This window comes from Streptomyces sp. NPDC057694, from assembly GCF_042799415.1.
Lineage (GTDB): Bacteria > Actinomycetota > Actinomycetes > Streptomycetales > Streptomycetaceae > Streptomyces.
In genome coordinates this window covers 1,187,163-1,214,094 of sequence record NZ_JBHVIX010000001.1, presented here as the reverse complement: position 1 = coordinate 1,214,094, position 26,932 = coordinate 1,187,163, and the positions used below count along the sequence as shown (strand labels likewise).

The 26,932-nt window shown below is 71.8% G+C and carries 30 protein-coding genes; 24 read left to right on the top strand and 6 right to left on the bottom strand.

The window, feature by feature from the left end; all coding sequences use genetic code 11:
* Window positions 1-109: 109 nt before the first annotated feature.
* Entirely contained in the window at window positions 110-2,785 is a 2,676-nt protein-coding gene (locus ACFVDP_RS05520; RefSeq protein WP_383483611.1) for a beta-N-acetylglucosaminidase domain-containing protein, read from the bottom strand.
* 243 nt (window positions 2,786-3,028) lie between these two features.
* On the bottom strand, window positions 3,029-3,202 hold the full coding sequence (locus ACFVDP_RS05515) for a CsbD family protein (protein WP_383483608.1): 174 nt from the start codon (window positions 3,200-3,202) through the stop codon (window positions 3,029-3,031).
* A gap of 177 nt (window positions 3,203-3,379) precedes the next feature.
* Between ACFVDP_RS05515 and ACFVDP_RS05510 the strand changes: the two genes are divergently transcribed.
* Window positions 3,380-3,877 carry a MarR family winged helix-turn-helix transcriptional regulator gene (locus tag ACFVDP_RS05510; RefSeq protein ID WP_383483605.1) on the top strand — a complete coding sequence of 166 codons (498 nt, stop codon included), beginning with the start codon at window positions 3,380-3,382 and terminating at the stop codon, window positions 3,875-3,877.
* 311 nt (window positions 3,878-4,188) lie between these two features.
* Window positions 4,189-5,382: a PP2C family protein-serine/threonine phosphatase gene (locus ACFVDP_RS05505; protein WP_383483602.1), complete on the top strand. Its 1,194-nt coding sequence runs from the start codon at window positions 4,189-4,191 to the stop codon at window positions 5,380-5,382.
* Between the two features lie 64 nt (window positions 5,383-5,446).
* On the opposite strand, the gene ACFVDP_RS05500 is transcribed toward ACFVDP_RS05505, so the two are convergent.
* A complete protein-coding gene (locus ACFVDP_RS05500; RefSeq protein ID WP_383483599.1) occupies window positions 5,447-5,944 on the bottom strand; it encodes a MarR family transcriptional regulator in 498 nt (165 codons plus the stop codon).
* Between the two features lie 405 nt (window positions 5,945-6,349).
* Between ACFVDP_RS05500 and ACFVDP_RS05495 the strand changes: the two genes are divergently transcribed.
* The 5 genes from ACFVDP_RS05495 (at window position 6,350) to ACFVDP_RS05475 (ending at window position 10,833) form a co-directional block, all read left to right on the top strand.
* On the top strand, window positions 6,350-8,011 hold the full coding sequence (locus ACFVDP_RS05495; protein ID WP_383483596.1) for a PP2C family protein-serine/threonine phosphatase: 1,662 nt from the start codon (window positions 6,350-6,352) through the stop codon (window positions 8,009-8,011).
* Complete coding sequence (locus ACFVDP_RS05490) at window positions 8,008-9,117, top strand: B12-binding domain-containing protein (protein ID WP_383483593.1); 1,110 nt, start codon at window positions 8,008-8,010, stop codon at window positions 9,115-9,117. The genes ACFVDP_RS05495 and ACFVDP_RS05490 overlap by 4 nt, the downstream gene beginning before the upstream one ends.
* Complete coding sequence (locus ACFVDP_RS05485; RefSeq protein ID WP_383483590.1) at window positions 9,114-9,533, top strand: STAS domain-containing protein; 420 nt, start codon at window positions 9,114-9,116, stop codon at window positions 9,531-9,533. Before ACFVDP_RS05490 ends, ACFVDP_RS05485 begins: the two co-directional genes overlap by 4 nt.
* A gap of 71 nt (window positions 9,534-9,604) precedes the next feature.
* On the top strand, window positions 9,605-10,474 hold the full coding sequence (locus ACFVDP_RS05480; protein ID WP_383483587.1) for a SigB/SigF/SigG family RNA polymerase sigma factor: 870 nt from the start codon (window positions 9,605-9,607) through the stop codon (window positions 10,472-10,474).
* A gap of 77 nt (window positions 10,475-10,551) precedes the next feature.
* A complete protein-coding gene (locus ACFVDP_RS05475) occupies window positions 10,552-10,833 on the top strand; it encodes a WhiB family transcriptional regulator (RefSeq protein WP_383483584.1) in 282 nt (93 codons plus the stop codon).
* A 39-nt stretch (window positions 10,834-10,872) separates the two neighbouring features.
* Here ACFVDP_RS05475 and ACFVDP_RS05470 read toward each other — a convergent pair whose 3' ends face one another.
* The gene (locus tag ACFVDP_RS05470; RefSeq protein WP_383483581.1) at window positions 10,873-11,805 is read right to left on the bottom strand and encodes a LacI family DNA-binding transcriptional regulator; all 933 of its coding nucleotides are present in this window, start codon (window positions 11,803-11,805) and stop codon (window positions 10,873-10,875) included.
* 236 nt (window positions 11,806-12,041) lie between these two features.
* Here ACFVDP_RS05470 and ACFVDP_RS05465 point away from each other — a divergent pair, with 236 nt between their 5' ends.
* The 8 genes from ACFVDP_RS05465 (at window position 12,042) to ACFVDP_RS05430 (ending at window position 18,411) form a co-directional block, all read left to right on the top strand.
* A complete protein-coding gene (locus tag ACFVDP_RS05465) occupies window positions 12,042-13,385 on the top strand; it encodes an aminomethyl transferase family protein (RefSeq protein WP_383483578.1) in 1,344 nt (447 codons plus the stop codon).
* A 31-nt stretch (window positions 13,386-13,416) separates the two neighbouring features.
* Window positions 13,417-14,277, top strand: a complete 861-nt coding sequence (locus ACFVDP_RS05460; RefSeq protein WP_383483576.1) for a methylenetetrahydrofolate reductase — start codon at window positions 13,417-13,419, stop codon at window positions 14,275-14,277.
* On the top strand, window positions 14,274-15,182 hold the full coding sequence (gene purU / locus ACFVDP_RS05455; protein WP_383483574.1) for a formyltetrahydrofolate deformylase: 909 nt from the start codon (window positions 14,274-14,276) through the stop codon (window positions 15,180-15,182). The genes ACFVDP_RS05460 and purU overlap by 4 nt, the downstream gene beginning before the upstream one ends.
* A gap of 37 nt (window positions 15,183-15,219) precedes the next feature.
* A complete protein-coding gene (locus tag ACFVDP_RS05450; RefSeq protein ID WP_383483571.1) occupies window positions 15,220-16,086 on the top strand; it encodes a bifunctional 5,10-methylenetetrahydrofolate dehydrogenase/5,10-methenyltetrahydrofolate cyclohydrolase in 867 nt (288 codons plus the stop codon).
* 25 nt (window positions 16,087-16,111) lie between these two features.
* A complete protein-coding gene (locus ACFVDP_RS05445; RefSeq protein ID WP_383483568.1) occupies window positions 16,112-16,819 on the top strand; it encodes a TetR/AcrR family transcriptional regulator in 708 nt (235 codons plus the stop codon).
* The gene (locus tag ACFVDP_RS05440; protein WP_383483566.1) at window positions 16,816-17,586 is read left to right on the top strand and encodes an SDR family NAD(P)-dependent oxidoreductase; all 771 of its coding nucleotides are present in this window, start codon (window positions 16,816-16,818) and stop codon (window positions 17,584-17,586) included. The genes ACFVDP_RS05445 and ACFVDP_RS05440 overlap by 4 nt, the downstream gene beginning before the upstream one ends.
* A 94-nt stretch (window positions 17,587-17,680) precedes the next feature.
* Window positions 17,681-18,166, top strand: coding sequence for a DUF2975 domain-containing protein (locus tag ACFVDP_RS05435; RefSeq protein WP_383483563.1), 486 nt, complete (start codon window positions 17,681-17,683; stop codon window positions 18,164-18,166).
* A complete protein-coding gene (locus ACFVDP_RS05430) occupies window positions 18,166-18,411 on the top strand; it encodes a helix-turn-helix domain-containing protein (protein ID WP_383483560.1) in 246 nt (81 codons plus the stop codon). The genes ACFVDP_RS05435 and ACFVDP_RS05430 overlap by 1 nt, the downstream gene beginning before the upstream one ends.
* 18 nt (window positions 18,412-18,429) lie before the next feature.
* On the opposite strand, the gene ACFVDP_RS05425 is transcribed toward ACFVDP_RS05430, so the two are convergent.
* Window positions 18,430-19,047, bottom strand: coding sequence for a TetR family transcriptional regulator (locus tag ACFVDP_RS05425; RefSeq protein ID WP_383483557.1), 618 nt, complete (start codon window positions 19,045-19,047; stop codon window positions 18,430-18,432).
* 208 nt (window positions 19,048-19,255) lie between these two features.
* On the opposite strand from ACFVDP_RS05425, the gene ACFVDP_RS05420 reads away from it, so the two are divergent.
* From ACFVDP_RS05420 to ACFVDP_RS05390, 7 genes are all read left to right on the top strand, one after another.
* Entirely contained in the window at window positions 19,256-19,600 is a 345-nt protein-coding gene (locus ACFVDP_RS05420) for an SDR family NAD(P)-dependent oxidoreductase (protein WP_383483555.1), read from the top strand.
* Between the two features lie 39 nt (window positions 19,601-19,639).
* On the top strand, window positions 19,640-20,446 hold the full coding sequence (locus ACFVDP_RS05415; protein WP_383483552.1) for an SDR family oxidoreductase: 807 nt from the start codon (window positions 19,640-19,642) through the stop codon (window positions 20,444-20,446).
* A 48-nt stretch (window positions 20,447-20,494) separates the two neighbouring features.
* Window positions 20,495-20,620: a putative leader peptide gene (locus tag ACFVDP_RS05410; protein ID WP_383484356.1), complete on the top strand. Its 126-nt coding sequence runs from the start codon at window positions 20,495-20,497 to the stop codon at window positions 20,618-20,620.
* 149 nt (window positions 20,621-20,769) lie between these two features.
* Window positions 20,770-21,876, top strand: a complete 1,107-nt coding sequence (locus tag ACFVDP_RS05405; protein ID WP_383483549.1) for an LLM class flavin-dependent oxidoreductase — start codon at window positions 20,770-20,772, stop codon at window positions 21,874-21,876.
* Window positions 21,873-22,751: an ABC transporter permease gene (locus ACFVDP_RS05400; RefSeq protein WP_383483546.1), complete on the top strand. Its 879-nt coding sequence runs from the start codon at window positions 21,873-21,875 to the stop codon at window positions 22,749-22,751. Before ACFVDP_RS05405 ends, ACFVDP_RS05400 begins: the two co-directional genes overlap by 4 nt.
* A 57-nt stretch (window positions 22,752-22,808) precedes the next feature.
* Window positions 22,809-23,846 (top strand): ABC transporter substrate-binding protein, encoded by a 1,038-nt coding sequence (locus ACFVDP_RS05395; protein WP_383483542.1) that lies wholly within the window; start codon window positions 22,809-22,811, stop codon window positions 23,844-23,846.
* Window positions 23,833-24,642 carry an ABC transporter ATP-binding protein gene (locus ACFVDP_RS05390; RefSeq protein WP_383483538.1) on the top strand — a complete coding sequence of 270 codons (810 nt, stop codon included), beginning with the start codon at window positions 23,833-23,835 and terminating at the stop codon, window positions 24,640-24,642. Before ACFVDP_RS05395 ends, ACFVDP_RS05390 begins: the two co-directional genes overlap by 14 nt.
* Here ACFVDP_RS05390 and ACFVDP_RS05385 read toward each other — a convergent pair.
* Window positions 24,639-25,148 carry a cupin domain-containing protein gene (locus ACFVDP_RS05385; protein ID WP_383483536.1) on the bottom strand — a complete coding sequence of 170 codons (510 nt, stop codon included), beginning with the start codon at window positions 25,146-25,148 and terminating at the stop codon, window positions 24,639-24,641. The two genes, ACFVDP_RS05390 and ACFVDP_RS05385, sit on opposite strands and share 4 nt — an antisense overlap.
* Window positions 25,149-25,316: 168 nt before the next feature.
* On the opposite strand from ACFVDP_RS05385, the gene ACFVDP_RS05380 reads away from it, so the two are divergent.
* Entirely contained in the window at window positions 25,317-25,742 is a 426-nt protein-coding gene (locus ACFVDP_RS05380) for an RrF2 family transcriptional regulator (RefSeq protein WP_383483533.1), read from the top strand.
* A 101-nt stretch (window positions 25,743-25,843) separates the two neighbouring features.
* Window positions 25,844-26,752 carry a DsbA family protein gene (locus ACFVDP_RS05375; RefSeq protein WP_383483530.1) on the top strand — a complete coding sequence of 303 codons (909 nt, stop codon included), beginning with the start codon at window positions 25,844-25,846 and terminating at the stop codon, window positions 26,750-26,752.
* Window positions 26,753-26,932 lie beyond the last annotated feature (180 nt).

Sequence of the window (26,932 nt, the reverse complement as noted above, 5' to 3'; positions counted from 1 at the left end):
AAGGGGGAAAGAAAACAGAAGGAAAGGGCTGGGTGGGGCGGCGCTAGGGGGGGGGGGAGGAGACCCGCGTCCTCTCCCCCCCCCCCCGCCGTGGTCACGGCACGTTCGGCTACGTGACGATCACCTCGCTCACCACGGGCGCGGCCGAACCGTCGTCCCACACCAGCCGCACCGCGTCCGCGCTCGTCCCCGCGGGCGCGGGCCGCGTGGTGACGGCGCCGTCGAGCCGGCCGAGGGTCTGCCACGCGCCGTCGACGCGCAGTTGGACCCGGGCCTTCGAGCCGGTCGCGTCGTCCGGGCGCAGCACGGTCACCGACGACACGGCGCGCGGCGCCGCGTAGGTCACCGTGAGCGCGTCGCCTTGAGCCGGTGCGGAGGCCGCGCGGTACGCGGTCTCGGGAACACCGTCAGCGGCGGCGGCCAGGCTGCTGCCGTCCGCCGGGGCCGGAGAGCCGCCCACCGTCGGACGGTCCGGCCGCGCCACGGTGAACTCCCTGACGACCAGCCAGTTCGACTGGTCGGCCGTCGCACGGGCCCGCACGTACCGGGCGGTCGTCCCGCTCGGCGCGTCCGCCGTCCACGTCGCCTTCCCGTCGAACTCGGTACCCAGCGCGTGCCACGTCGTGCCGTCCGACGAATATTCGAGGACGCCCTGGTGCAGATAGTCGTCGGTGCTGCCGGACTTGCCCATGGCCACCGTCACCGAGCCGAGCGGCTGTTGGCCGCCCAGGTCGAGCCCGACGCTCTCGCCCGCCTCGGGTGAGCGGCTGCTCCAGAAGTACGTGGAGTCGTCGCCGTCGGTCATCCGGTCGGGCGTGTTGCCGTTGTACACCGGCAGACCCGTCGTGGCGGTCGGCTGCGGCGGCAGGCCGAGCCGCTGGTTGGAGGCGTCCCGCACCTTCGCGAAGAACGGATCGAGGACACCCTCACCGACGATCACCGGGATCTTGTTGCCGTTGAGATCGGTGTACCGGTAGGACTTCGCCTGCGCGATCAGCGCGGGCAGCCGCTGGCGCAGCGTCCAGGCCGCGGCCGTGTGACCCGCGCGCTGCTCGTCCAGGAGGCGGAGCGCGGCGATCCCGGCGACGCCCCACGACTGCGCCGAGTCCAGCCAGGGACCGGTGTCGTCGACGAAGCCCGGCTCCGCGCCGTCCCGGATGGTCGCCGGAGCGTCCCGCAGTGCCACGAACGCCGCCTTCAGGCGGGACGCCGGGACCGAGCCCTCCCAATAGCCCTTCATCAGGGCCGACAGCTCGGGCGCCTCCACGGAGTTGATCGGCGAGCTGTAGTTGACGTCCGTGAACGCCCGCAGCGCCCGCTCGACCTTCGCGTCCCCGCCCGCGGCCTCCCGCACGGCGGCGCCGTAGGACGCGCCGGGGTCGTACGCCGAGTCGTTCCAGGTGTAGTCGGCGACCGTGTGCAGGGCGAGCTTCGAGGCGTACGGCTGGATCATCGGGTTGGCGGTGATCCCGGCCAGCTGCTCGGCGAGCCCCTTCTCGCGGCCGTGGAACGGGCCGAGGAAGAGCCGCCCCGTCGCGTAGTCGTTGACGGGGTAGTTGTCCCAGGTCAGGATCGAGTGCCCGAAGACCTCCTTGGCCCTCTTCGCCTGATCCACCGTCATCGTCGGTGCCACCACGCCCTCGCCTGTCCACTCGACGAGCACGTCCTTGTCGAGCTGCCCGGCCAGGGCCGTCTTGTAGGGGCTGGACGTGGTGTTGTAGTACTCCGTCGGCACCATCTGGAGCGGGAGCGCGCCGTCGTGCGTCTTGATGAACCGCTCGTTGACGCGGTTCAGCAGATACGCCTGGGCCTGCCCGGCCGCGCCGCCGCCGGTGCCCCACTTCGCCTTGTCGGCGTCGCAGTTCCAGTCGGTGTAGCTGATGTCGTCCAGCGGGACCGCGAACTGCCGTACCCCGATGTCCCAGAGCGTCTGGAACTTGTCCGTCAGGGCCGTGAGGTCGGCGTCGGAGCTGTAGCAGACGCTCAGGCCGGGGGAGAGGGCGTACGTGAACTCGACGTGGCTCGCCCGGGCCCGCTCCACCAGCTCCTCGACCTGTGCGAGCTGGTCCGCCGGATAGGGGTCGCGCCACTTGGCGCGCAGATAGGGGTCGTCCTTCGGCGAGTACACGTAGATGTTCATCTTGTGCCGGCCGTAGTCGTCGAGCTGGTCCAGGCGTGCCTGCTGCGACCACGGGGTGCCGTAGAACCCCTCGATGACACCGCGCACCGGCGTCGCCGGCCAGTCGCGCACGGCCAGGCCCCGCACCTGTGCGCCGGGGCTCTTGTGCTGCGGCAGCACCTGGCGCAGCGACTGCGCCGCGTAGTACGTGCCGGTGGGGTCGGCGCCGGACAGGACGATGCGGCCCGCGCCCTCACCGGGCGCCCGGCCCAGCGCGAGGACGTAGCCCTCGGCGGCGAGCCCGGACGGTCCTTCGGTGCGCAGCGCGTGGAGCGCCGCCGCCGAGGCCGGGTTCTCGGCGGGGCCGCCGACATAGACCGTCAGGGAGCCGGACTTGGCGGGGGCGCCGTGGGCGGTGGTCACGCTCCGGGCGCCGGCCGCCTTCAGGACGGCGGTGGTCAGTTTCACGGCGGCCGGATCGGACGCCGTCCCGGTGACGACCGTGACGGCGGGGGTGATGGTGATCCGGTCGGTGCGCTGCTGCTCGGAGTGCGGAGTCGGGGTGATGGCGGGCGGGTCCGCCGCGGCCCGGGACCCGGCCACGGCCGGGCCGGAGCCGAAGGTGAGGGGAGCGGCGGTCAGGGCGGCCGCGGCCAGAACGGCCATGAGCGGTGTCCTGAAAGATCTGTGCTTCGTGCGAAACATGGGTGAGCCTCCACGGTTGGCACATGCTCTAGCGGACTAGACCACCTTGGCGATGCACTGTCAATGTTGCGCGAAGGGAGGCTTCTTCGAGCAGTTTCGAGCAAGTGCCGTACGTGGTCGGAGGCGCCCTACGCGAAGGGGCGGCCCCGAGCGGGGCCGCCCCTTCACCGATATGTCGAGCGCGTCAGCGCCTGTCAGCGCTGGTCAGTGCTTGCCGATGTCCTTGGTCTTCTCCTTGGCCTGACGGGCGTCGCCCTTCTTCTGCTGGACGTGGCCCTCGGCGGTGAGGCGCTCATTGCCCACCGCGCGGCCGGCCGTCTTCTTCGCGGCGCCCACGGCCTGGTCCGTCTTCGCCTTGGCCTTCTCGTTGGCGGTCATGTCCGCTCACGCTCCCTTGGCATCGACTTCATGTGCTCCCCCTCCGACTGGCCCTTTGGCGCCGGCCTAAACGTCGTGGACCGAACCGTCGACTTGCCCGATCCGTCCCGCCGGGATTGTTCGTGACGGTAAACTCGGTGACCACCCACGTCACTCTCCAGCAGAGAGGGTGCAGGAATGCCCCGACATCTTCCTCCCCGCCATCCCGAACAGGTGGCTCACACCGCCGATCGCGCTGCCGAGCTGCTCGAGGTGCTGTGGGGCCGGGGGCAGGAGACCGCGGCGCCGGGGCCCCTTCCGCCGTCGCAGTTGCGGGCCCTGAAGGTGATAGAGGAGCAGCGGAGCGTCAATCAGCGCACGTTGGGCGAGGCGCTGGGCACCGGGCCGTCCTCGGTCAGCCGCCTGTGCGACCGACTGGAAGCCGCCGGTCTGCTGGAGCGGATCCCCAGCGCGACCAGCCGGCGAGAGGTCGAACTGACCCTGAGCCCGCAGGGCGCGAAAGTGCTGGATGAGCTGCGCCTGGCGCGCATGCGTGAATTCGAGGCGGTGCTGCGGACGATGGCGCCGGCCGATCTCGGCGTCCTGTCCGAGGGGCTGGAGAAGCTGCGGCAGGCGGCGGCGGACCGCATCGGCCTCGCCCGGCCGGCGGACGGAAGCTCCTCGGCGATCGCCTGAGCGTCCCTGTGTCTTGAGTGCCTGAGCGCCTGAGTATCTGATCAGCGGCTGAGTGCCGCGTACCGCTTCAGCGGAGACGTCTGTCACCCCTGCCCGGACGCGCCGGCCCGAGCCGGGACGGCGTGCTTCCAGCGGCATCCGGCGCCTTCCCGCCCCAAGGGCCAACACCCGCTGAACGCCTCGGCCGTGGGAGATACAATCAACCGTTGCCGCCTGACAATATTTGCCTGGTGGCATCGATTTCGTCCGGCCGTTCGGCCCGATCTCCCGACCATCGCTGAGCTGTGCTCGCACCACCGACGAAGGCTGCCGTGACCAACTTCCTGGCCGTGGAGCGCGCGCTGCGCACCGCCGCACCGTACGACCTCCTCCCGGCGGCGCGGGCCGCGCTGGCCGAGCACTACGGGGCCGTGCACGTCGATCTGCTGCTCGCCGACTACAGCTGCAAGGTGCTGCAGTCCGTCGAGGGCGATCCGGCGGACGCGCGGCCGGTGCCGATCCGCGGCAGTGCGCAAGGGCGGGCCTTCGACAGCCGGGAGCGCGTCCAGATGACCGGGTACGAGGACTCCGTCGACCTGCACGTACCGGTGACCGCGCACGGTGACCGGCTCGGAATCCTGGTCGTACGACTGCCCGTGCCGCCGACCGGGGAGAAGATCGCGCCGCACGTGGTCGACGAGATCATCGCCCTCGCCGACATCGTCGGACACGAGATCCTCGTCGCGGACCGCGATACGGACGTCTACCTCCAGGCCCGTCGGGACGGCCGCCTCACGCTGGCCGCCGAGGTGCAGTGGCAGCTCCTGCCCGGACGGGCCTGCGCCCGGGCCGAGTACGAGATCGGGGCCCAGCTGGAGCCCGCGTACGCCATCTACGGCGACAACTTCGACTGGGCGGAGACCGAGACCACGCTCACCCTCGGCGTCACCAACGGCATGGGGGAGGGCATCCAGGCGTCGCTGCTGACCAGCCTGGCCGTCAACGCCCTGCGCAACGCGCGACGGGCGGGCATCGGCATCGCGGACCAGGCGGCGCTGGCCGATCAGGCGCTGTTCGCCCAGTACCGCGGCGAGGAGTACGTCGCGACGCTCCTGCTCTCCTTCGACCTGGACACCGGCCGCGTCGAGGTCGTCGACGGAGGCTCGCCCCAGCTGTGGCGCCACCGGGACAGGACGGTGGAGCACATCCCGTTCGAGGCTCAGCTGCCGCTGGGCATGTTCGAGGAGACCGACTACGTCACGCAGGAGTTCCAGGTGGAGCCGGGGGACCGTCTCGTCTTCGTGAGCGACGGGGTGTTCGCCGCGCTCTCGGCCAAGGGTGAGGCCTTCGGCGAGAAGATGCTGGCCCGCGCGATCCAGGCGGCACGCCTGCTGCCGGCCGCCGCGGTGCCCCGCGCGATCCTGCACGATCTGTCCGCGTACCTGGACCCGGAACCCGGTCCCGACGTCGACGACGACGCGCTGGTGCTCTGCCTGGACTGGTTCGGTCGCGCGACCCGGCCCTGACGCGCGCGGCGCGGTTCTCGGGTTCACGGTCCGGCCGGGTCCACCTTTTGTGTCAGCTTTTGTGTCAGTCGCGGTGCCGTTCGTCGAGGTCGGCCGCGCACGACGCCGTGGCGAAGGCGCGCAGCCCCGTCAGCAGTTGCCCGCGCGTGTCGGCCGGCATGCGGTCGAGCACCTCGCCGAGCAGACGCTCCCGCCGGGCCGACACGGCGTCCAGCGCGTCCTGTCCCCGTCGGGTGAGGGTCAGGCCGATCGTGCGCCGGTTGGCCGGCGAGGGATCACGGCGGATCATGCCCGCCGCTTCGAGCCGGTCGCACAGTCGGCTGGCGGCCGACGGCGCGGTGCCGATCGCGTCGGCCAGCGCGCCCAGATTGAGGCCCGGCGCGGTTCTGACCGAGTGCAGGGCGTGGAGTTGCAGGGCGGAGAGCTGGGGCGTGCCGGTTCTCGCCGTCCGGGTCCACAGGGCCACGAGTATGTCGACCGCCGCCGTCGTGTCCGCCGCCAGAGAGGGGCGGGGATCTTCCAGTGGACCGATGTAGTCAGTGCGGCCATCACTGTCTTCCATGAGAAGGGGTACACCTCTCGCGGGCTGAGGCTGTCGGTGCGCGTGTCTCACGTGTTCCCGATCCGCGGAAAATATCCGTCGGTCGAAGTGACGATCTCGGTGCAGTCGTGAAGATCCGGGGGTCATCACCCGGACGGATAGGGATGAGGCTCCCCGCGAGTCGTTGCGCATGGAAATGCTCAGCCCTTGTTCACGGGTCGCGAGCGGCCCGTCGGTGGCGACGTGGTTGCCCTGAGGGCGCCGATCGTGCGACTGTTGCCCTATGGCAACTATGACGGTTCGTAAGAATCTTGGTGCAGCCTAGGCCAGTTTTCCAGCGTTGGTGACTGCCCTAGGAACCCCAGCGAAGGGTGGTGGGGGGCCGCGCTCTGCGGGTCCCGTGCGATGAGAACCCCAATGGAGCCGATGAGCTCCCGAAGTATCGGCCCTGCCGCCGGTCCCGCCGGCCGCTCCACCCCGTACCCGTCGGTCACGGTGGACGGAAGGGGCCGCGTCCTGTCCTGCAACGACCGGGCCGGCGCCCTCCTGGACAGAGTGCGGGCCGGCGCGCTGCTGGCGGACGTGGCACCTTCCTGGCTGTCCGACGCGCACACCGATGCCCTGCGGGCCGTCGCGAGTGACGGCCGGGACCCGGCCGTGGTGGCACGGGGCCGGATCGGCGAGGCCACGGTGGACGCGTTCCCCAGCCGCGCGGCCGACGGCGCGGTGGCGTGGTGGCTGGTCGACGACAGTGATCTGCGCTACGTACGCGACGAGTTGGCCGGTGAGCGGGACCGCTCACGGGTCCTCCAGGAGATCTCCGGCGAGCTTCTGGCGTCCCTGAACGTCGACCGATGCATGGAGGTGACCGCTCGTATGGCCGCGCAGCATCTCGCGGACGCGGCGGTCATCGTCGGCGTCCGGGCCGGCCGCCTGTACCCCGTGACCCGCTGTGTCACCGGCGGACCGGTGGAGCAGGAGAAGATCGTGGTGGATCCGGAGAGCATGCCCGGTCTGCCGGAGGCCCTCGCGGGCTTTCCCCCGGTGCCCTCGCGCTGGATCGACCCGGCCCAGGTCCCGGACTGGGCCGTGCCCCGGCAGTTCACGGCCGACGGCGCGGGCATCGGCTCCGTCGTCGTGGTCCCGCTGCCCGGCCACGGTGTGCCGGCCGGCGCCATCGTGCTGCTGCGGCAGTCCGAGGAGGCGGCGTTCACCCAGGCCGAGGAGACCTTCGCCCGGCTCTTCGCCGCCCGCGCCGGTGTGGCCCTGTCCGCGGCGCGGATCTACGCCGAGCAGTCGCACATCACCGACGTACTGATGCGGGAGCTGCTGCCGCCGGTGCTCGAAGGCGTGCACGGCATCGACTTCTCCGGCCGCTACCGGGCGGCCACCGCCGCCGAGCGGATCGGCGGCGACTTCTACGACGTCTATCCCGCCGACAGCGCGGACGCGGAGACCTTCGCGGTCCTGGGAGACGTGTGCGGCAAGGGACTCGAGGCGGCCGTACTGACCGGCAAGATCCGCAACACGGTCGAGGCGCTGCTGCCGTTCGCCGCCGACCACCTCAAGCTGCTCACCCTGCTGAACAACGCCCTGCTGTCCTCGCACCACACCCGCTTCGCGACCCTCGCCCTGGCCTCCGTCCGGCGCGAGGGGAACCGGCTGCGGCTGCGGGTGTCCAGCGCCGGACATCCCACCCCGCTGATCCTGCGCGCCGACGGGCGGGTCGAAGAGGCGGACACCAAGGGGATGCTGATCGGCGCGCTCCCCACCGACCGGCTCAGGATCACCACGGCGTCCGTCGACCTCGCACCGGGCGAGACCTGCCTGCTGTACTCCGACGGCATCACGGAGGCCCGCGGCGGCCCGCTCGGCGACGACTTGTTCGGTGAACAGCGCCTGCACCACACGCTGGCCGAGTGCGCCGGACTGCCGGCCGAAGCGGTCACCGAAAGGGTGCAGATGGTCGCCACCCAGTGGGCCGACGGCGTCCCGCACGACGACATGGCCCTGCTGTCCATCACCGCGCCCCGCAGAAACCATCTCGCAGCCGTGGACGGGCACACCCGGGGCAGGTTCACCTCATGAGCACACAGAACACCCTCACGGGCGAGGCGGACCTCCGCCAGGACGAACTGCGCGAGCGACTGTGGCTGGCGGCGATCGACTGCGACGAGACACAGGCCGTCGCCCTGGTGCGCCGCGCCGTCGGCCCGGAATCCTCCCCGCAGGTGCGGGCCGCGGCGGAGCGCATCCTGCTGCGGCTCATCGCGCCGGTGCAGGAACGCGTCGGCGTCGAATGGGCGGCCAACACCATCACGGTCGCGCAGGAACACGCGGCCACCGCCATCAACGAGAGATGCATCTCCGCCGTCGCCGAACTGGCCGCGGCCGCACCCGGCGCCCCCGAGCCGCCGGGCCGGGTGACCGTCGCCTGCGTGGACGGCGAATGGCACGCCCTGCCCGCCCGGCTGGTCACCGAGGTGCTGCGGCTGCGCGGCTGGCACGTGGACTACCTGGGCGCGCAGGTGCCGACCGAGCACCTCATCGCCCATCTCCACCGGCGGCCGGCCGACGCCGTCCTGCTGTCCTCGTCGATCCCCTCGCACCTGCCCACCGCCCACACGGCGATCAGCGCCTGCCAGGCGGCGGGCGTCCCGGTCGTCGCGGGCGGCGCCGCGTTCGGCCCCCAGGGCCGCTACGCCCACCGGATGCAGGCCGCCTGGGCCCCGGACGCCGTCGGCGCCCACACCCTGCTGACGCAAGGGCTCGAACGGCCCACCGCGGACGCGGCCCGGCTGCCCGACCTGGACCTCCCTCACCTCAACGACCAGGAGTACACCCTGGTCAGGCAGTCGAAGCGGCAACTGATCAAGCAGACGCTCACCGACGTCGAGGACGCCTTCCCGCCGCTGCGCACCTACACCGAGTACCAGCGCGAGCGCACCGCCGAGGACATCGACCACATCGTCACCTACCTGGCCACCGCCGTGTACGTCGACGACGCCGACCTGTTCACCACCTTCATCGCCTGGACCGCGCGGATCCTCCGGGCGCGCGGCGTCCCGCCGCGCAGCCTGCTGCCCGCCCTCGACTCCCTGCGCCACCAGCTGAAGGATTTCCCGCGCGCCACCCACATCCTCACCGCGGCGCGCGGTGCCCTGACCGTTCCCGCACCCGGACAGCCCGTATGACCGCCGCCCACACCGCCCTCCACCTCGCCGACGCCGGCCTGCGCGACGGCGTCCTGATCCTCGTCCTGGCCGGAGCGCTCGACTACGACACCAGCGACTCCTTCACCCGGCAGACCGAGCGGATTCTCGACGACCGCCCCGCGCCGCGCGTGCTCCGACTGGACTGCGCGGCCCTGACCGGCGTCGACTCGATGGGCCTGTCCACCCTCCTCGCCCTGCGCCGCCGGCTCGATCGGACCGGCACGACCCTCGACCTCACCGCACGCCCCCGGAGCCTGGAACGGCTGCTGACCATCACCGGGACCATCGACTACCTCGTCGGCGAACCGGAATCACCACAGAGCGAACAGGAGCCGGTCGGCGCCGAGTCCCAGCCGGCTCCCCGGGAGGGCGCGCCGCCGCACCGCGGCAGGTGAGAACGCGGACCGGCGCCTGCTCTCCGCGCCGTACACGACATCAGAGCTTCAGCTCATAGAGGCGGACACACATGATCAGCGTGACCGAGCACGACCCCACCCACAGCACGGCCCCGGCACCTGGGGACAGCCTGGTCGCCCGGGCCTGCGCGGATCCGGCATCGATAGCGCCGAAGGACGCCCGGGAGGTCGTACGGCACCTCTTCGACCGTCTCGCCCGACTCGAAGAGGGCACCGCCGAGTACAGCTATGTACGCAACGTCCTCATCGAGGTCAACCTCTCCCTGGTGCGGTACGTGGCCACCCGGTTCCGGCACCGCGGGCCGCAGCAGATGGACGACATCACCCAGGTCGGAACGATCGGTCTGATCAAGGCGATCGACCGCTTCGAACTCTCCCGCGAGGTCGAGTTCACCTCCTTCGCCATCCCCTACATCACCGGCGAGATCAAGCGGTTCTTCCGTGACACCTCCTGGGCCGTGCACGTGCCCCGCCGACTGCAGGAGGCCCGTCTCGAACTGTCCAGGGCCACCGAGGAGTTGCGGACGCGCCTGGGCCGCCTGCCGTCGACGGCCGAGCTGGCGGAGCTGATGCAGCTGGCCCCGGCGGAGGTCGCCGAGGTGCAGAAGGCGGCCAACGGCTACAACGCCGTCTCCCTCGACGCCGCCGTCAGCGGACCCGACGACCAGACCGACACTCTGCTGGCCGACTTCGTCGGCATCGACGAGGCCCGCTTCGAACTCGTCGAGAACTTCCACTCCTTGGCGCCGCTGATCGCCGAACTGGACGCCCGCGAACGCCGTCTGATCCATCTGCGCTTCGTCGAGGAGCAGACACAGCGTCAGATCGCCGACGAGATCGGCTGCTCGCAGATGCATGTGTCCCGGCTGATCGCCCAGGTGATAGGGAAGCTGCGGGCCGGTCTGCTGACGACCCAGTAGGGGCGTCGCGCCCCGGTGACCGTTCGCGGCCGCGAGTTGATCCGCGTAGAAGCCGCGATCGGGGGCAACCGGGGCATGTGGAGTGGCAAGAGCAAGCGAGCTGCTGTGTCGTGGACCCCGACGAGATGTTTCTCGACGGCGCCGCGCAGTCGCACGCCAAGAGCATCTGCAAGCCGTGCCCCGTGCGCACCGAGTGTCTGGCCCATGCCCTGGACCAACGGATCCAGTACGGCCTGTGGGGCGGCATGACGGAGCGGGAGCGACGCGCCCTCCTGCGACGCCGCCCCGAGGTCGACTCCTGGGCGCAGCTCCTCGAGAGCGCACGGCGACAGCACGCGCGTACGGCCGTGGACGCGTAGCCGGCCCGCCGGCACCGCGGCGCAAGCCCTCGGTACTCGCTAGGCGGAGTCCCGGGCGATGATGCGGGCCGGCACGGGGGACAGGCCGCCGGGGTCGAGGCCGAGGGCGAGCCGCGCGGCGAGCCGGCCGTGGGCCTCGGCGTCGATGTGCACCGTGGTCAGGGCCGGGGTCATCAGCTCGCCGTACTCGGTGTCGTCGAAGCCCATCACGGCGATGTCGTCCGGCACCGACAGACCGAGGTCCTGCACCGCGGTCAGCGCCCGCAGCGCCACATCGTCGTTGAACGCGGCGACGGCCGTGACCTCGGGGTGCGCCGCGCGGAAGGCCCGGACCGCGACGGTGCCCGCCGCGCGCGGGCGGGGCACGACGAACGACAGCAGCGGTGCGGCGCCCAGCGACCGGGCCGTCTCATCGGCGAACCGCAGCCGCGCGGTGGCCAGCGGCGTGTCCGCGTCCGGCAGCGCGAGCGCGATCCGGGAGTGTCCCCGGTCGACGAGATGGCGGATCTGCAGCGCGGCGTGCGCGGCGAGACCGTCGCGCCAACCGCCGCCGAGGTCGTCGAGCTCACGGCCGGTCAGGAAGGCCTCGCCGAAGTTCAGCACCGCACGCGGGGTGATGGCGTCCAGGACCTGCCGGCTCGCCTCCGCGGTGCGGTGGCCGTGCCGGACCAGCAGGACGTGGCCGTGCAGGCCCAGTTCGCTGTCGAGCCCGCCGACGAAACTGCGGGAGTAGTTGCCCTCCATGCCCGCGTCGATGTTGATGACGACCACGCGGGAGGCGCCCTCCCGCAGCGCGCGGGCCACGCCGTGCGGAACGTACCCGAGCTGTCGTGCGGCCTCCCGCACGCGGGTACGGGTGGCGGCGGAGATCGTCTGATGCGGGTCGTCGTTCAGCACGAAGCTGACGGTGGCCCGCGATACGCCGCTCGCCGCCGCGACATCGTTGAGCGTGACTCTCCGGGTAGTGCCCATCACCCTGTTTCCCGACGGATGCGAAGCGCCGGCCCGGGCGGACGTGCGCGTACGGCCAGTCTATTCAGCGCGCGGTCGTGCCCCGCCTGCAAGAAAAGATTGCCGATCCCGCTGGTCCCGGAGTGGCGCACGGCTCTGCTAGCGTCCGCTAAATCGTTCTAGTGATGCCCGGTCGCGATAGCCCTGATCGGTGTACTAGATCGATCTAGCTGTGTGGTCGAGAAACGAGGAGCCGTATGCCATCCCCGAGCCTGCAGGACGGAATCGACACGGCGGGATCACCCGTCGGGCTGCTGTGGAAGCCGGGAGCCGAGCCGTGGACCCCCGAGGTCGTGGAGCGTGAGTACGTGGGCTGGCGGCAGGAGCAGGCCGCCTGGCACGAGGGCGTCGCGCTGCTCAACCTCTCGCACCACATGTTTGACATGTGGATCGAAGGCCCCGACGCCACCCGGGTGTTGGCCGACCACGGCGCGAACAACTTCGAGAAGTTCGCCGTGGGCCAGGCCAAGCAGTACGTCCCGGTGACCGCCGAAGGGCTGATCGTCACCGACGGCATCCTGGCCCGCGAAGGCGCCGACCGGTACCTCCTGTCGGGCGTGCCCGCGGCGCAGCACTGGGTGCGCTACCACGCCGAGAAGGGCGGCTACGACGTCGGTTTCGAGACCGACGCCTCCTCCGCCTTCCGCCCGGGCGGCGGCCCGCCGAAGCTGTTCCGCTACCAGGTCCAGGGTCCGCTGGCCAAGGAACTTGTCGAGAACGTCTTCGGTGGCCCGATGCCCGAGACGAAGTTCTTCCACACGGCGGACGTCCGGCTCGACGGCCGGGACTTCAAGGCGCTGCGGCACGGCATGGCCGGGCAGGCGGGCTTCGAGTTCATCGGCCCCTGGGAGCATGCCGCCGCGGTGCACGACGCGTTCCTGACGGCGGGCGAACCGCTCGGCCTGGTCCAGGTGGGCGCCCTCGCCTACACGACGCCGAGCGTGGAGAGCGGGTGGATCCCCTCCCCGGTCCCCGCGATCTACAGCGCGCCCGAACTCGAGGACTACCGCCGGCACCTGCCCCTGTTCGGCATCGAGGGCCAACGCCCCCTGAACGGCAGCCACTTCTCGCCGGACATCGAGGACTACTACGTCTCCCCGTACGAACTCGGCTACGGGAAGCTGATCCACTTCGGCCATGACTTCATCGGCCGGGACGCCCTGCTCGCGGCCCGGGACGCCGACCGGCGGCAGAAGGTCACGCTGGTGCTCGACCCCGACGACGTACGCCGGGTGGTGGGGGAGGGGAACGACCCCGGCTTCGTCCTGACGTATGCGCGGCACTGGGTCGAGGCCGAGGCCGGGGCGGTCGGCGTGACGATGCAGACGGCGTCGATCGACCCGGTCGGCACGGTCCTCGCCCAGTCGCTGGTCGACGCCGCGCACGCCGTGCCCGGCACCCGGGTCGCCGTCGTGTGGGGCGAGCACCCGGGCCCCGGCACGGATCCCGGGGCCGACCTCGGATTCCCGCGGATCCGCGGCACCGTGCAGCCCAGCCCGTTCGACCGCCATGCCCGCACCCGGTACCGCCGCAATGGCTGACAGAGCCGCCCCCGTCCGACAAGGAGCAACCATGAATTCCGGCAGCGCGGCCGGCGCCCCGACGCTCGACGGCTTCTCCCTCGAGATGACCGGCAAGGATGTCGACAGACTGCGGGAGGCCCGCCACACGATCCCGCCCGGCACCCGGATCAACGTCACGTTCCTCGGCCACGAGGACCTCACGACGAGGCTCGACGCGGCGCGGGCCGTGAAGCACCTCGGGTTCGTCCCGGTCCCGCACATATCGGCCCGCCGACTCGGCTCACAGGCCGAACTAGAGGAATATCTCGGCGGGTTGGAGGCCGACGGCACCTGTGACGACGTCTTCGTCGTCGGCGGGGACCCGGCACATCCCCAAGGCCCCTACGAGGACGCCCTCTCCGTCATCGGCTCGGGCCTCCTGCAGAAGCACGGGGCCCGTCACGTCGGCATCACCGGCTATCCCGAGGGCCACCCCGGCATCGAGGACCGCCTGTTGTGGAGTGCGCTGCTGGACAAGAGCGCCGCGCTGGCCGCCGCGGGCGTGGACGGCGACATCATCACCCAGTTCGGCTTCGACACCGAGCCGGTCCTGCGGTGGATCGAAGAAGTGCGGCACCGCGGCATCAACCGGCCCGTCCGCATCGGCGTGCCCGGGCCCGCCGGCGTCCGGCGACTGCTGGGCTACGCCGCCCGGTTCGGCGTCGGCACCAGTGCCTCCATCGCCAGGAAGTACGGGCTGTCCCTGACCAACCTGATGGGCACGGCCGGTCCCGACCGGTTCCTGCGCGGTCTCGCCGAGGCCCACGACCCCGCCCGGCACGGAGACGTGAAGATCCACTTCTATACGTTCGGAGGGCTCCGGGCGACCTCCGAGTGGATCGGCGAGTTCACGAAGGAGAGCGCCGCATGACCACGGCCCGGACCGCCCCCGCCCCCGGCACGGCGAACCGTCGCCCCGCCGTTCAGCAGGCCTCCCTCGTGGTGACCGGCGCCGACGCCACCGGCATTGTCGCGGCGGTGACCGCCGTCCTGAGCGGGCACGGCGCCAACATCGTCTCCCTCGACCAGTACTCCGACGACCCGCAGGGCGGCGGGTTCTTCCAACGCACCGTCTTCGGGACGGACGGCCTGCGGGCCGCCCTCCCGGCCCTGCGCGCCGATCTCGACCGGCACCTCGTCGAGAAGCACGGACTGCGCTACGCGCTGCGCGACCTGTCGGTGCCCAAGCGGGTCGCGATCTTCGCCTCCAGGTCGGACCACTGCCTGCTCGACCTGCTGTGGCGCCACCGGCGGGGTGAACTCCCGGTCAGCATCGCGATGGTGGTCTCCAACCACCCCGACACCGCCGAAGAGGTACGCGGCTTCGGCATCCCGTTCTTCCACGTGCCGTCGATGGGTCCGGACAAGTCGGCGGCCGAGGCGGAGCATCTGCGGCTGCTCAAGGGCAACGTCGACTTCGTCGTCCTGGCCCGCTACATGCAGATCCTCTCCGGCGGCTTCATCCGGGACGTCGGCGTGCCGATCATCAACATCCATCACTCGTTCCTGCCCGCCTTCGTCGGAGCCGGTCCCTACGCCAAGGCGAAGGAACGCGGGGTGAAGCTGATCGGCGCGACCGCCCACTACGTGACCGAGGACCTGGACGAGGGCCCGATCATCGAGCAGGACGTCGTCCGCGTGACCCACGCGGACACCGCGGCCGACCTCGCCCGGCGCGGCGCCGACGTCGAACGCGCCGTCCTGTCGCGGGCGGTGCTGTGGCACGCGGAGGACCGCGTGGTCCGGCACGGCAACCACACCATCGTCTTCACATGACGGCCGGTCGCCGCCCAGGGCCTTCGGAGGCATCCGCATGACCACGTACATCGACGGAAAGAAGACCGCCCGGCGCATCGAGGACGAGGTGGCGGCCGGGGTCGCGTCCCTCGCCCGGCGGACCGGACGCGTCCCCGCTCTCGCCACCGTCCTCGTCGGCGGCGATCCGGCCGGAGCCGTCTACGTCGCACACAAACGGCGGGCCGTCCGCCGGGCGGGCATGCGCGACGTCCACCGTTCCCTGCCCGCCCACGCAGGCCACGACGACATCGCCGCGGTCCTCGACGCTCTGGCCGCCGACCCGGAGGTCTCCGGCATCCTGCTCCAACTCCCGCTGCCCGAAGGGCTCGACCCCCGCCCGCTGATCGACCGGATCCCCGGCGCCAAGGACGTCGACGGGCTGACCACGCACAGCGTCGGCCTGCTGGCCGGCCGCGCCGCGGAAGGGCTGCGCCCCTGCACACCCCGGGGCGTGATCGAACTCCTCGACTCCGAAGGTGTCGTGCTGAGGGGTGCGCACGCGGTCGTCGTCGGCGCCTCCGGCCTCGTCGGCCGGCCCCTGGCGCAGCTGCTCCTGCAACGCGACGCCACCGTCACCGTCGCCCATCGGCACACCGCCGGCCTGGCGGCCGTGACCCGGGTGGCGGACGTACTGGTCGTCGCCGCCGGGGTGCCCGGCCTCATCGGACCCGAGCACGTGAAACCGGGCGCCACCGTCGTCGACGTCGGCATCACCCGAACCGTCGCCGGGATCACCAGCGACGTACGCACCGCCGAACTCGACGGCATCGCCGCACGGGTCACCCCCGTGCCCGGCGGCGTCGGCCCCATGACGATCGCGATGCTCCTGGCCAACACCCTCGAAGCAGCACGTCAGCAGGGTCACAGACAAATGTCCCACTGAGACAATTGAGGAGTATGGTTGCAGCATGAAGGCAAAGAGGCCGGACACCGGGCAGACCCGCGAGGACCTCCGGCGGCGCAGGTCGCACCGGACGCGCGAGGCCCTCGGAACCGCCGCCGTGGAGCTCGTGCTGGAGCACGGGCTCGACGGATTCGGGGTCGAGGCGATCGTCGAGCGCGCCCAGGTCACCCGGCGCACCTTCAGCCGCTACTTCCCGGGCAAGGAGGACGCGGCCCTCGACTTCACCCGCGCCGACGGCGCCCGCATCAACGACGCGCTGCGCCGCCGCCCGGCGGACGAGCCTCCGCTGGCCGCCTATCGGGCCGCCGTCCTGGACTGGCTCGACGACGACGAGCACCCGGCCGGACACGGCCGGCCCAAGGAGCGGGCCGTGCTCGCCCTCGTCGACCGCGAACCCGACCTGCTGGCCGCCTACGCCCGCATCCGCGCCGAGGCCCAGGCCGCGTCGGTGCGCGTGCTTGCCGACCGGCTCGGCGTCGACCCGGCCCGCGATCCGCGCCCCGGACTCGTCGTCGAGGTCGGCGCAGGCGTGCTCTCCTCCGTGCTGCACGCCTGGGCGCGCGAGACGGAGGGCGACGCCGCCGAACTGGCGGCACGCGTCGCACACGCCTACGACCTGCTGGGGCACGAGGTCGCGGCGGCCACGGATCACATGCATCACTCCGGCCCGCGCACGGCGGACCCGGGTGCGAGGAAAGGTGCAAGGCAATGACATTCCCCATCCTGGAAGGCAAGTCCGCGATCGTCACCGGCGCGGCGATGGGCATGGGCGAGGCGACCGCGAAGCTGTTCGCGGAGGCCGGCGCGAAGGTCCTGGTCGCCGACATGAACGAGGAGCGCGGCAGGGCCGTCGCCGACGAGATCACGGCGAGCGGCGGCACCGCCGTCTTCCACCAGGTGAACATCTCCGACAGCGCGCAGGTCAAGGCGATGGTGCAGGCCGCCGTCGACGCCTTCGGCCGGCTCGACGTCGCCGTGAACAACGCCGCCCTCACCCCGGACGACAACCTGACGTCGGAGCTCGACGAGGACTACTGGGACCGGCTGATGTCGGTCGACCTCAAGGGCACCGCCCTCTGCCTCAAGTGGGAGCTTCAGCAGTTCGTCCGGCAGGGTGACGGCGGCTCGATCGTCAACATCTCCTCCGTCAGCGGCTTCCGCCCGCAGCCGAAGAACCCCGCGTACGTCGCCGCCAAGCACGGTGTGAACGGGCTGACCAAGACGGCCGCGCTGGAGAACGGCGAGCACGCCATCCGCGTCAACGCCGTGGCACCCGGCGCCATCGACACCCCGATGCTGCGCGGCGCCCTGGAGCAGACCGGGCAGACCGAGGAGGAGTTCGCCCCGGCGCTCAGCCTGCTGGGCCGCTTCGGCCAGCCCCGCGAGGTCGCCCAGGCGAGCCTCTGGCTCGCCTCCGACCAGTCCTCGTACGTGACCGGTTCGGTCATCCACGTCGACGCCGGCTACACCAGCCGCTGATACGCGTGCCCCCAGCTCCTGGGCCTGACCTTGCTCCATCTATCGAAACTCGATAGATTCACATCGTCATTCGATGGATGGGCAGGGGTGGGTCATGGGACAGCTGGCCGTACGTGCGTTGCGCGCCGTACTCGTGGTGGTGTTCGCCGGCACCGTGTTCGTGCAGGTGTCGATGGTGTGGGCGCTGTTCACCGACCCGGAGGACGGCTCACTCCCGCTGACCCCGCTGCGCCTCGTCACGACCCTGGGGATGGTGTCGGCGCAGACCGCCCTGGTCTGCGTATGGCGGCTGCTGGCGATGGTGCGCCGCGGAACCGTGTTCTCGCCCGCCGCCTTCCGGTACGTGAACGGCATGATCGGCGCGATCGTGGCGGCAGCCCTCGTCTGGTTCACGGTCACGGCCCTCAACGCGCCGGGCCAGCGCGAGGATCCGGGCGTCACCCTCATCATGGGCGGCGTGGGAGTGGCCATCCTGGGCGTCGCGCTCATCGTGCTCGTCCTGCGCATGCTGCTCGCCCAGGCCGTCGCGCGCGACGGCGAAGCGGCGCGCATGCAGGCCGAGTTGGACGAGGTGATCTGATGCCCATCGTCGTCGACATCGACGTGATGCTGGCCCGGCGGAAGATGTCCGTCGGCGACCTCGCGGACCGCGTGGGCATCACGCCCGCCAACCTGGCGGTGCTCAAGAACGGCCGCGCCAAGGCCGTACGGTTCGCGACCCTCGCCGCGCTCTGCGAGGTGCTCGACTGTCAGCCGGGCGATCTGCTGCGCTGGGAGGCCGAGGACGCCGCCGACCCCGTCGACGTGGGCGCGGCCGGCCGGTGACCGCGCGCGCCCGCCGCGTCAGGACGTGGACGCGGCGTTCGACCGCACCGACAGCAGCACCCGGCAGGCCAGCCGGATCTCCGCCTCCGCCTCGGTGTGCGAGGTGTGCCCGTTCAGCGTCGCGACGATGACGCCGTGCCAGCACTTCAGCAACAGCCGCACCAACTGCTCGTCCTGCTCGGTCGGGGCGTCCAGGTCCAGCAGCTCCAGGACGACCTCCCGGACCCGGCCCTCGATACGGGCCGACTCCGAGACCGTGGCGATGTGCGCGGCGTAGTTGCTCTGCATGATGGCGCTCGCTAGGAGCGGCGTCCGCAGCAGACTGTGGGTGGACCGAAGCAGCGTCTCGGCGACCGCGTCCACGGGATCGGCCCGCTCGACGCGCGCGGACGGATCGTGCATCCGGTCGACCTGCGCGCCCATGACCGCGGTGAACAGGTGCGTCTTGGACGGGAAGTAGCGGTACAGCGTGGCCAGCGCGACCCCGGCGTCCTTGGCGACGTCCTGCATCTGTACGCCGTCCAGGCCGTGCCGCGCGCCGAGGTCGGCCGCCACGTGCAGGATCCGCTCCCGGCGGGCCCGCTGCCCCGCGGACTGCGGCTGCGCGGCTGCTCGTACGTCGGGTCGTCGCGGCACTGCTGGTACTTCCTGTTCGGGGAACGACACGGCCGGGCGCGCCGTACGGGGGTGACGGCGGCCCGGCCGCTCCGCGCAATGTAGCAGGCGCCCCGGACGCAAAGAGGCTGTGCAGGTGCCTTCCCCGGGATACCCGTCGCTGTTACATTCCGGAAAACAAGAATTCATTTCAGTCTTGAGCTGGAGGCCCCCATGACGGTTGCCGAAGGTGTCCCCGCCGTGGACGCGTCCCAACGGCCAGCCGAACCAGGCCTCGTACGCGGCGGCGAAGGAGGCGATCCGCGGCCTGAGCCGGGTGGCGGCCAACGAATGGGCCCCGTTCAACATCCGGGTCAACGTGGTCTGCCCGATGGCGCTGACACCCGGCGTCGTCCAGTGGGCCGAGGCCCGCCCCGAGCAGTACGCCCAGTCCGCGGCCGCCGTCCCGCTGGGCCGCTTCGGCGACCCCGACCGGGACGTCGCGCCGATCGTCGGCTTCCTCGCCGGCGACGACGCGCGGTACATGACCGGACAGACTGTCATGGCCGACGGCGGAGCCGTGAAACTCCGCTGAACGGCCCGAACCCCCAACTCACCCGTCAGGAGCACACACTTGGGAACCATCGCTGTCACCGGAGCCGCGTCCGGGATGGGCGCCGCGATCGCCGCCCGGCTCACCGCACAGGGGCACCGCGTCATCGGCGTCGACCTGCACGGCACCGAGGTGACCGCCGACCTCGGCAGTGCGGAGGGCCGGACCGCGGCGGCGGCCGAGATCGTCCGGCTCGCCGACGGGCGGCTCGACGGCTTCGTGCCGTTCGCGGGGCTCTCCGGCGGCGCCGGCCGCTCCCCGAGCCTGCTGGTCTCCGTCAACTACTACGGCGCGATCGGCCTGTTGGAGGAGCTGCGGCCGGCGCTGGCCGCCGCTGGACAGTCCTCCGTCGTGCTCGCCTCGTCGAACTCCGTGACGACCCAGCCCGGCTGGCACCCCGAACTGGCCTCGGCCTGCCTTGCGGGCGACGAGGCGGCGGCCCGGACGCTCGCCGATTCACTGGCCGACGACGGCGGCGTCCTCACCTACCCGGCCACCAAGGCCGCGATCGCCCACTACACGCGTACCCGCGCCGCCGGATACATCGCCGACGGCATCCGCCTCAACGCCGTCGCGCCCGGCTACATCGACACCCCGATGACCCGGGCGGGCAGCGAGGACCCGCGGATCGCGGCCGGGATCAAGGCGTACCTCGCCGCCATTCCTGCGGGCCGGGCGGGCCGCCCGGAAGAGGTCGCGGACCTGGTGCTGTTCCTGCTGTCCGCCGCGTCGGCGTACTGCGTGGGCACGTTGATGTACTGCGACGGCGGGCTTGACGCGCAGCTGCGCGGTCTGGACTGGCCGAAGGTGCGGACCGTGGAGAGCTGACGGCGCTGCCGGTCCGGCGATCCACATGATGGACGTGGCTTGTTGCGGATGCGGGGTTCGGGTCATCATGCGGCCATGAACCCCGCCCTGGTCTCCCGCCGCCACGTGGATCTGCTGCGTGTCTCGGGGATGCTGTGTCGGGCCGCCGCGCCCTGTCGCGCGCTCTGTTGCTGACCGCTCCATCGAGCCGTAGCAACCCTTCTCGCCGCTGACCGCACGCTTTCGCCGGACCGCCGGGTGTGTCCTTGACCACCCCGCGGGCTGTCGGCCGGTGGCGTTCTCCCCGTCCTCAGCTCCCGGACTCCCCGTCGAGGTGTGCCCGCATGTCCACCCCTGGCCCCGTTCTGCACTGGTTCCTGCCCACGGGCGGTGACGGCCGCGACCCCGGCGGTGTCACCGCCGTCCAGGGCCGTACCTCCGCCGCCACCCGCCGCGCCGCCGACCTCGGCTATCTCGCCCAGGTCGCCCGCGCCGCCGAGCGCGCGGGGTTCGACAGACTCCTCACCCCGGTGGGGCTCGGCTGCGTGGATCCCTGGGTGCTCACCCCGGCCGTCGCCGCGGTCACCGAACGCATCGGGTTCCTCGTCGCCTTCCGCGCGGGGCTCGCCCAGCCCACGCTGATCGCCCAACAGGCCGACACCTTCCGTCGGTTGTTCGGCGACCGCATCGCGCTGAACGTCGTCACCGGCGGTGATCCGGCCGAGCAGCGCGCCTACGGCGACCCGCTGCCCAAGGAGGAGCGCTACGCCAGGACCGGCGAACTCATGCACGTGGTGCGGGAGTTGCTGGACGGCAAGCCCGTCGACTTCGCGGGCCGCCATGTGCGCGTGGAAGGCGCCCGCCTCGACGGTCCGGCCGAGCGGCCCCGCGTCCCCCTCTACTTCGGCGGCGCGTCCGCCGCGGCCGAGGACGTCGCCGCCCGTCACGCCGAGGTCCAACTCCTGTGGGGCGAACCGCCGGCGGCGATCGCCGAACGCATCGACCGCGTACAGGCGAAGGCCGCGCAGCAGGGCCGTCGGCTGCGCTTCGGGATCCGGCTGCACATCATCACCCGGGACACCGCGGACGAGGCGTGGGCGGAGGCCGACCGCATCCTCGCCGGACTCGACCCCGCGGCCGTGCGCGCCTCCCAGGAACGCTTCGCCCGCATGGACTCGACCGGACAGGCACGGATGGCCGCCCTGCACGGCGGCTCCGCCGAGAACCTGACCGTGGCGCCCAACCTGTGGGCCGGCATCGGACTCGTACGCGAGGGCGCCGGAACCGCGCTGGTCGGCTCGCACGACGACGTCGCCCGACGACTCTTCGAATACGGGCAGTTGGGGATCGACGAGTTCGTCCTGTCCGGCTATCCGCACCTGGAGGAGGCCTACCGGGTCGGCGAAGAGGTCGCACCCCGGCTGCGGGCCCTCACCGAGGCGGCGGCGTGACCCTGATCGAGGAGACAGCCGCGACGCGGGACACCCGCCCCGCGCCGGACGGAACCCGCTCCACTCAAGCCCGGCGCACCTGGGCGGCCGCCGCCGCCCTGCGCTGGACCGCCCTGCGCCTGCTCGCCCTCGCCGTCCTCATCGCCGGCTGGCAGGCCGTGGTCGTCGCGGGCGTCTGGCCACGCGTCCTCGTGCCGTCGCCCGGAGACGTCTGGCACGCTTTTGTCGAGGCGTCGACCGTCCACGACGGGGTGCGCGGCTTCAGCAACCACCTGCTCATCGAACACCTCGGGGTCTCCCTGCGCCGGATCGGCATCGGCACGGGGTACGCGGCCCTCGCCGGTGTTCCGCTGGGCCTGCTCATCGGCGTGCTCAAACCGGTCGCGGTGATCCTGGAACCCGCCGTCACCTTCCTGCGCACGCTGCCGCCACTGGCGTACCTCTCCCTCCTGGTCATCTGGTTCGGCATCGACGAGTCCCCGAAGATCTGGCTGCTCGTCATCGCCGCGCTCCCGCCCATCGCGGCCGCCACCGCCGCGGCCGTGCGCGGCGTGCCCGCCGACCTGGTGGAGGCGGCGCGGGCGCTGGGCGCCGGACCCGTGTCGCTGCTGCTGTCCGTACGGCTGCCCGCCGCCCTGCCGGAGATCCTGACGGGTGTGCGGATCGCGGTCGGCATCGCGTACACCTCGGTCGTCGCCGCCGAGACGATCAACGGCGTACCGGGCATCGGAGGCATGATCCGGGACGCGCAGCGCTACAACCAGACCGACGTCGTCATCGCCGGGATCATCGCCATCGGCGTCTCCGGGATCGTCCTCGACGCGCTCTTCAAGGGCGTGGAGCGGCTGGCGGTCCCCTGGCGCGGCCGTTCCTGACACCACCGCTCACCCCCTTTCCCGTAGTTCCCCGTCCCCCTGTCCGAAGGAACCGCCATGCCCGCCGCACCGCCCCGCACCGCCCTCCTCGCCGCCGCCGTCGCCCTGGTCGCGCTCACCGCGTCCGCCTGCGGCGACGGTGCCGACGCCGCCGAAGGCGGCGGAAAGACCCAGGTGCGCATCGCCTACCAGGCGATACCCAACGCCGACCTGGTGGTGAAGAACCAACGGCTGCTGGAGAAGGCGCTCCCGGACGTCGACGTGAAGTGGGTGAAGTTCGACTCGGGCGGCGATGTGAACACCGCGGTGATCGCCGGAGCCGTCGATCTCGGGCTCGCCGGTTCCAGCCCGGTCACCAAGGGCCTCTCCGCACCGCTGAACATCCCGTACAAGGTGGTGTGGATCCACGACGTGATCGGCGAGAACGAAGCCCTCGTCGCCAAGAAGGGCATCGGCTCCGTCAAGGCCCTCAAGGGCAAGAAGATCGCCACGCCCTTCGGCTCCACCTCCCACTACTCGCTGCTCGCCGCCCTGCAATCGGCGGGTCTCAAGGCCTCCGACGTGACCCTCGTCGACCTCCAGCCGCAGGACGCGCTGGCCGCCTGGCAGCGCGGCGACATCGACGCCGCGTACGTGTGGACGCCCGCGCTCACCGACCTGGAGAAGGACGGCAAGGTCCTGGTCACCAGCCGGCAGCTCGCCGACCAGGGCAAGCCGACCGCCGACCTCGGCGTGGTCACCGACACGTTCGCCGCGAAGCACCCGAAGATCGTGGACGCCTGGATCGAGGCGGAGGACCAGGCCGTCAAGCTGGCCAAGAGCGACCCCGGCGAGGCCGCCACCGCCATCGGCGCCGAACTCAACCTCAGCGCCGGCGACGCCAAGAAGCAGCTCGCCCAACTGGTCCTGCTCACCGCGAAGGAGCAGCAGGGCAGCGACTACCTCGGCAAGCCGGGCGCCCCCGGCGCGCTCGCCCGGAACCTGCACGACGCGGCCGTGTTCCTCAAGAGCCAGAAGGCCATCGACGCGGTGCCGGACCAGTCGGTCTTCGACCGGGCGCTCGCGGTCAAGGAGCTGTCCCGTGCCGCGGGCTGAGGACACGGCGCCCGCCGAAATCCGGAAGACGGTGCCCCCGGCCGAACAGCCCGATGTCGAACTGTCCGGGGTCAGCGTCCGCTACGGCACGGCGAAGGCCCCGGTCACCGCGGTCGCCGATGTGTCGCTGGCCGTCGGCCCCGGTGAGTTCCTGGTGCTCGTCGGCCCGTCCGGATGCGGCAAGACGACCCTGCTGCGCCTGGTCGCCGGGTTCGAGCGGCCCGCCGCCGGTTCGGTGGAGGTACGGCGCAAGGTCGGCGTCGTCTTCCAGCAGCCGCGCCTCTTCCCCTGGCGCACGGTGGGCGGCAACCTGTCCTTCGCGCTGGCCCGGCACGGTGTCGCACGAGCCGAACGGGCCGCCCGCGCCGAGGAGTTGCTGTCCCTGGTCGGACTGTCCGGGATGGCCGGGCGGCGGACCTGGGAGCTGTCCGGCGGGCAGCAGCAGCGGGTGGCCATCGCGCGGGCGCTGGCCGCCGAACCGCAGATCCTGCTGATGGACGAGCCGTTCGCCGCCCTGGACGCGCTCACCCGCGAACGCCTCCAGGAGGAGGTCAGGACGCTGGCGGCGGTCACGGGGGCGACCGTCGTGTTCGTGACGCACTCCGCGGAGGAGGCCGTCCTGCTCGGCTCCCGCGTCGTGGTGATGGCGGCGGGCCCGGGCCGGGTCATCGACGAGATGCCCGTCCCGCTGCCGCGCGGGGCGACGACCGACGTGGCCGCCCTGCGCGGGGACGCCCGGTTCGCCGCGCTGCGCGCCCAACTGGCCGCCGTCACAAGGGAAGCGGCCGCATCCTAGGCGTCCCGCGACCCGTCGTCCGGCTCCTTGCCCAGCACGTACAGCTCCGGGAGGTTGACCACGATGGCCTCCTGGGTGCTGCGGGCGATCACCACGACGGCCTCCTCGTCGGGGCTCGGGTTCTCCTCCCGGTGGGGGACGAACGGCGGTACGAAGATGTAGTCGCCGGGAGCCGTGCGGATGCGGACCTCCTCGGGCGTGCCGGAGGAGTCGTCGAGGAAGACGAACTCGGGGTGGCCCTTCACGACGTGGATCGCCGTCTCGGAGGCCCCGTGGTGATGGTTGGACGACGCGGTGACGGGGGCGACATGGGTCTGGCCCATCCACAGCCGCTCGGAGCCGACGCTGTCGCCGCTGATCGCGGCGAACCGGCGCATCCCGCCGCTCTGCGCGGTGTCACCGTCGAGCCCGTCGGCGCGGACGTGGTGCAGCCGCGCGCTCAGGGGGAGTTCGCCCGACCCGGCGAGGTGCGGGTGGAAGGCGTCGTGGCCGGGGTGCGATGTCATGGGATGAAGTCCTGCTCGTCGAAGGGCGGAGAGCCAAGATCCTTGGGCCGACCGTAGAGACCCGGAGAAAAGGATGTCAAGATGTGTCCATTGTCCGCGGTCCGGTTCCGGCACGCTCCGAGCGGGGTGGACCGGGACGCGGGGACCGACGCTTGGGAAGACGGTGACATGCAGATTTCCGCCAGGGTCGACTACGCCGTGCGGGCACTCGCCGAGCTCGCGGCCGACAGTGCGCGGCCGATGACGTGCGAGTCCATCGCCTCGGCGCAGGAGATTCCGTTCCGCTTCCTCAAGTCGGTCTTCCGCGACCTGCGTTCGGCCGGGCTCGTGCGCAGCCAGCGCGGCTGCGAGGGCGGGTACTGGCTCGGGCGGGACGCGGCCGCGATCTCGGTGGCGGAGGTGATGACGGCCGTCGACGGCGCGTTCTTCACCGTGCGCGGCCAGCGCCCCGAGGCCCTCGGGTACCCCGGCGCCGCGGCCGGCCTGCCCGGGCTCTGGCACGGGGTCGAATCGGCCGCCGAGACCCTGCTCGCGCGCACGACCATCGCGGACCTCGCCCGGCAGGGAGCGGACGACAAGGCTGTCACCGCATGAGCGCGGGGGAGCCGGAGGTGTCGCCCCAACCTCACTTGCGCATCACCGAGTTCACCGACCCTCCGCGGCACATAACCGAGTTCACCGACCCTGTGTTGCACGTGACCGAGTTCACCGACCCCGCCTGCCCGTGGGCATGGGGCTCCGAGCCGGTCTTCCGGCGGCTGCGGCACGGTCTGGCGCCCCGCCTGCGCTGGCGGCGGGCGTTCGGCATCCTCTTCGACGAGGACGACGACCCCGCGCCGGACCCCGACGCCGAGGCCCGCTGGTACGAGGGGTTCATCGAGGGCGTCGCGGTCCACACCCGCGCCCCGTACGCCGCCCGGCTGCACTGGCTGACCCGGACCAGCTGGCCCGCGTCGGTCGTGGCGAAGGCCGCCGAGGCGCAGGGCGAGCAGGTGGCCGACCGGGTCCTGCGCCGACTGCGCGAGACGACCTTCGTCCTGGGCCGGCCCGCCGACACCCTGGCCGCCGCCGAGGAGGCCGTCCAGGGAGTGCCGGGCCTCGACGTACGCCAACTCCTCGACGAGCGCGCCCTGTCCGCCGCCCGGGACGCCGTGCGCGCGGACCGGGCGGAGGCGCGCCGCCCGCTGGCCGAGGTGTACGGACTGCAAGGACCGGGACCGCATCCGGGACGCGCCAAGGAACTGACTGAAGGGCACCGGTACGCCCTGCCGACGCTCCTCTTCGAGGGGCCGGGAGGCCGGATCTGCGTACCGGGCTGGCGGCCGCTGCGGGACTACCTCGACGCGGCGTCGACGGCAGCCGGGACGCCCCTGCGCCTGCCCGCGCCGCTCGGTCCCGACGACGCGTCGGCCCTGTGGCGCAGCCTCACCGAGCCCGAACTGCGGTCGCTCACCAGCGGATCGGAGCCGCCCGCCGACGCCGTGCGGGTCGTGACGGCGAACGGTCCGCTGTGGCTCCACCCCGACGAGGCGAAGCACCACCCGGCGACGAAAGCGCAGGCCGCAGGGGTCTCGGACAATGAGACACCTAAAGGTGTCCATTGACAGCCCGGCGGACGGCCGTGAGGATATGAGCATGCCTTCGACGCATCCCGGCGTGGTCTGCCGTTACGTGGACTTCCGGCGCACCTCCAGCGCACTCTGTCGCTGACCCTGCGGCCGCCGCCTGCCCCTCTCTGCCGGGCAGGCTCTTCCCGAAGCCGGCCATCCCCGCACTTCTCCGAC